The organism is Azonexus sp. (genome assembly GCF_036170495.1).
GTDB lineage: Bacteria > Pseudomonadota > Gammaproteobacteria > Burkholderiales > Rhodocyclaceae > Azonexus.
The window spans coordinates 9,790-13,042 of sequence record NZ_JAVHPH010000313.1 but is presented as its reverse complement, the minus strand read 5'-3'; the positions used below and the strand labels follow the sequence as shown (position 1 = coordinate 13,042).

The 3,253-nt window shown below is 53.5% G+C and carries 6 protein-coding genes and 1 pseudogene; all 7 read left to right on the top strand.

Translation table 11 applies throughout. The features are described from left to right. Positions 1 to 6: 6 nt before the first annotated feature. The 7 genes and pseudogenes from rpmD to rpsK all read left to right on the top strand — a co-directional run bounded on the left by rpmD (position 7) and on the right by rpsK (position 3,200). The gene (gene rpmD, locus ADADOO_RS11560; protein WP_226403537.1) at positions 7 to 189 is read left to right on the top strand and encodes a 50S ribosomal protein L30; all 183 of its coding nucleotides are present in this window, start codon (positions 7 to 9) and stop codon (positions 187 to 189) included. A gap of 3 nt (positions 190 to 192) precedes the next feature. Further along, positions 193 to 630 carry a 50S ribosomal protein L15 gene (rplO, locus tag ADADOO_RS11555; RefSeq protein ID WP_511277655.1) on the top strand — a complete coding sequence of 146 codons (438 nt, stop codon included), beginning with the start codon at positions 193 to 195 and terminating at the stop codon, positions 628 to 630. Between the two features lie 20 nt (positions 631 to 650). After that, positions 651 to 1,973, top strand: coding sequence for a preprotein translocase subunit SecY (gene secY / locus ADADOO_RS11550; RefSeq protein ID WP_511277654.1), 1,323 nt, complete (start codon positions 651 to 653; stop codon positions 1,971 to 1,973). 30 nt (positions 1,974 to 2,003) lie between these two features. Continuing rightward, a pseudogene (gene infA, locus ADADOO_RS11545) lies at positions 2,004 to 2,197 on the top strand (translation initiation factor IF-1). Between the two features lie 76 nt (positions 2,198 to 2,273). Further along, positions 2,274 to 2,387 carry a 50S ribosomal protein L36 gene (rpmJ, locus tag ADADOO_RS11540; protein ID WP_226403541.1) on the top strand — a complete coding sequence of 38 codons (114 nt, stop codon included), beginning with the start codon at positions 2,274 to 2,276 and terminating at the stop codon, positions 2,385 to 2,387. A 48-nt stretch (positions 2,388 to 2,435) separates the two neighbouring features. Continuing rightward, positions 2,436 to 2,798, top strand: coding sequence for a 30S ribosomal protein S13 (gene rpsM / locus ADADOO_RS11535; RefSeq protein WP_117607664.1), 363 nt, complete (start codon positions 2,436 to 2,438; stop codon positions 2,796 to 2,798). A gap of 12 nt (positions 2,799 to 2,810) precedes the next feature. Continuing rightward, on the top strand, positions 2,811 to 3,200 hold the full coding sequence (gene rpsK / locus ADADOO_RS11530; protein WP_066880003.1) for a 30S ribosomal protein S11: 390 nt from the start codon (positions 2,811 to 2,813) through the stop codon (positions 3,198 to 3,200). The last annotated feature ends 53 nt before the right edge of the window (positions 3,201 to 3,253 follow it).

The window sequence follows — 3,253 nt, the reverse complement described above, 5'->3', positions numbered from 1 at the left end:
TAAGTCATGGCTGACAAGAAAATCACAGTGAAGCTCGTCAAGAGCATCATCGGTACCAAGCAGGATCACCGCGCCACCGTGCGCGGTCTGGGTCTGCGCAAGCTGAACAGTACCTCTGAACTGGTGGATACGCCGTCTGTGCGCGGCATGATCCAGAAAGTTCAGTATCTCGTTAAGGTTGAGGGTTAAGCCATGCGTCTGAATACTATCAAGCCGGGTGAAGGCTCCAAGAAAGCTGCCAAACGCGTCGGTCGTGGCATCGGTTCTGGCCTTGGCAAGACCTGCGGTCGCGGCCACAAGGGTCAAAAATCCCGTTCGGGCGGCTTCCACAAGGTTGGCTTCGAAGGCGGTCAGATGCCTTTGCAGCGCCGCCTACCGAAACGCGGCTTCAATTCGCTGACCCGTGCTCGCAACTACGAAGTCCGTCTGACCGATCTCGAGCGTCTGCCGGTTGAAGAGATTGATCTCCTTGCCCTGCAAGTCGCTGGAATCGTTCCGGGTGACGCTCTCGCTGCCAAAGTCATTCTCTCTGGCGCTATCGTCCGCAAGGTTGTCCTCAAGGGCGTGGGCGCTACCAAGGGCGCCAAGGCTGCAATCGAAGCCGCTGGTGGCTCGGTCATCGCTGAGTAAGACAGGGAAAGGTTAGAACGTTGGCAGCAAATCCCAATACCGTTGGCAAAGGTGGCAAGTTCGGCGATCTCAAGCGCCGGCTATGGTTCCTGCTGGGCGCGCTGGTTGTTTACCGCGTTGGCGCCCATATTCCGGTTCCTGGGATTGACCCCAACGCACTGGCCGATCTCTTTAATTCGCAGCAAGGCGGCATCTTGGGCATGTTCAATATGTTCTCGGGTGGTGCCTTGTCGCGATTTACGATTTTTGCACTGGGGATCATGCCGTATATTTCGGCTTCGATCATCATGCAACTGATGAGTGTCGCCAGTCCGCAACTCGAAGCCCTTAAAAAAGAGGGTGAGGCCGGACGTAGGAAGATTACTCAATATACCCGCTACGGAACGGTGATTCTTGCCCTCTTCCAAGGATTGGGTATTGCCGTAGCGCTTGAAGCGCAGGCCGGGCTGGTGAATGACCCAGGCTTCATGTTCCGCCTTACCACCGTTTCGACCCTGCTTACCGGCACGATGTTCCTGATGTGGTTGGGTGAGCAGATCACCGAGCGTGGCTTGGGTAATGGCATCTCGATTATTATTTTCGCTGGTATCGCGGCCGGTTTGCCGAATGCTATCGGCGGCCTGCTTGAACTGGTTCGTACGGGTGCCATGCATCCGCTGACGGCGCTGATCATCTGTGTCTTGGTCGTTGTCGTGACCGGCTTCGTGGTCTTTGTTGAACGTGGTCAGCGAAAGATTCTGGTCAATTACGCTAAGCGTCAGGTTGGCAACAAAATTTATGGTGGTCAGAGTTCGCATCTGCCGCTCAAGTTGAACATGTCTGGTGTTATCCCGCCGATCTTCGCTTCTTCAATCATTCTGTTCCCGGCTACTGTAGCCAACTGGTTTGGTGCCAGCGAGTCAATGCACTGGTTGAAGGATGTGGCCGGTACTTTGTCGCCGGGCCAGCCGATTTACGTCATGCTTTACGCATCGGCGATCGTTTTTTTCTGTTTTTTCTACACAGCCCTTGTGTTCAACTCCAAGGAAACTGCAGACAACCTTAAGAAAAGCGGTGCTTTCGTGCCCGGTATTCGCCCGGGGGAGCAAACGGCTCGCTATATTGACAAGATTTTGATGCGCTTAACGCTGATTGGGGCGGCCTACATTACTGTTGTTTGTCTGTTGCCAGAATTTTTGATCCTGAAATGGAATGTGCCATTCTATTTTGGCGGCACCTCCCTGTTGATTATAGTCGTCGTTACTATGGATTTTATGTCGCAGGTTCAGGCATACGTGATGTCGCACCAGTATGAAAGCTTGCTGAAGAAGGCAAATTTCAAAGGCGCTCCCATGATCAAGTAATCGCTTAAGGCGAAAGTGGGTTACACAGAAATGCAAGGCGAGGTTGTTGAAAATCTCCCAAATGCGACCTTCAGGATCAAGCTATAAAAGGCTATGTTGTGGTTGGTTTCATTTCCGAAAAGATGCGATTACATTACATCCGCATTATTCCCGGAGAAAAAGTGACCGTGCAGTTGACGCCATATGATTTAAGCAGAGCCCGAATCGTTTTCCGGGTCAAGTAAAAGAGTTCTCTACGCAATAAACCGCAGGGCAAGGAATCACGGCTGCTTCCAAGCTCTCGCAGACGAGGAGTTAAACATGAAAGTGCATCCTTCAGTTAAGCGCGTGTGTCGCAATTGCAAAGTCATCCGTCGCAAGGGTGTCGTGCGCGTTATTTGCAAGGACCCGCGTCACAAGCAGCGTCAGGGCTAATCGCTTTGGTGTCGGCATTTGTTAATTTTGAAATAGTGGAGTGATTCAATGGCCCGTATCGCAGGGGTAAACATTCCGAACCATCAGCATGCAGAGATCGCTTTGACCGCGATTTTCGGCATCGGCCGCACCCGCGCGCAAAAAATTTGCGACGCGGCCGGCATCGTTCGTTCTACCAAAATGAAAGACCTGTCCGATGCGGACATGGATCGGCTGCGTGACGAAGTCGGCAAGTTCACCGTTGAAGGTGATCTGCGTCGCGAAGTCACAATGAACATTAAGCGTCTGATGGACCTCGGTTGCTACCGTGGCCTTCGCCATCGCAAGGGCTTGCCCTGCCGTGGTCAGCGCACCCGTACCAATGCTCGCACTCGCAAGGGTCCGCGCAAGGCCATTGCTGGCAAGAAGTAATAGGGACAGAACATGGCAAAGACTGCTACTAAAGTTCGCAAAAAAGTTAAGAAGAACGTTGCTGAGGGCATCGCCCACATCCACGCTTCTTTCAATAACACCATCATCACCATCACCGATCGCCAGGGCAATGCGTTATCGTGGGCTACTTCCGGTGGTGCCGGCTTCCGCGGTTCGCGCAAGTCCACCCCGTTTGCTGCTCAGGTTGCCGCTGAAGCCGCTGGCAAGGCTGCTCAGGAATGTGGCGTCAAGAATCTGGAAGTTCGCATCAAGGGTCCCGGCCCTGGTCGTGAATCTTCGGTCCGCGCACTGAACGCGTTGGGCATGAAGATTACTGCGATTTCCGACGTGACGCCGGTGCCGCATAACGGTTGCCGTCCGCCCAAAAAGCGCCGCATCTAAGGAGAAAGACAAGTGGCTCGTAATCTCGATCCGAAATGCCGTCAGTGCCGCCG

Bases quoted from the DNA above. Each gene is read 5' to 3' on its own strand.
- rpmD (WP_226403537.1), top strand. From the start codon at position 7: ATGGCTGACAAGAAAATCACAGTGAAGCTCGTCAAGAGCATCATCGGT.
- rplO (WP_511277655.1), top strand. From the start codon at position 193: ATGCGTCTGAATACTATCAAGCCGGGTGAAGGCTCCAAGAAAGCTGCC.
- rpmJ (WP_226403541.1), top strand. From the start codon at position 2,274: ATGAAAGTGCATCCTTCAGTTAAGCGCGTGTGTCGCAATTGCAAAGTC.
- rpsM (WP_117607664.1), top strand. From the start codon at position 2,436: ATGGCCCGTATCGCAGGGGTAAACATTCCGAACCATCAGCATGCAGAG.
- rpsK (WP_066880003.1), top strand. From the start codon at position 2,811: ATGGCAAAGACTGCTACTAAAGTTCGCAAAAAAGTTAAGAAGAACGTT.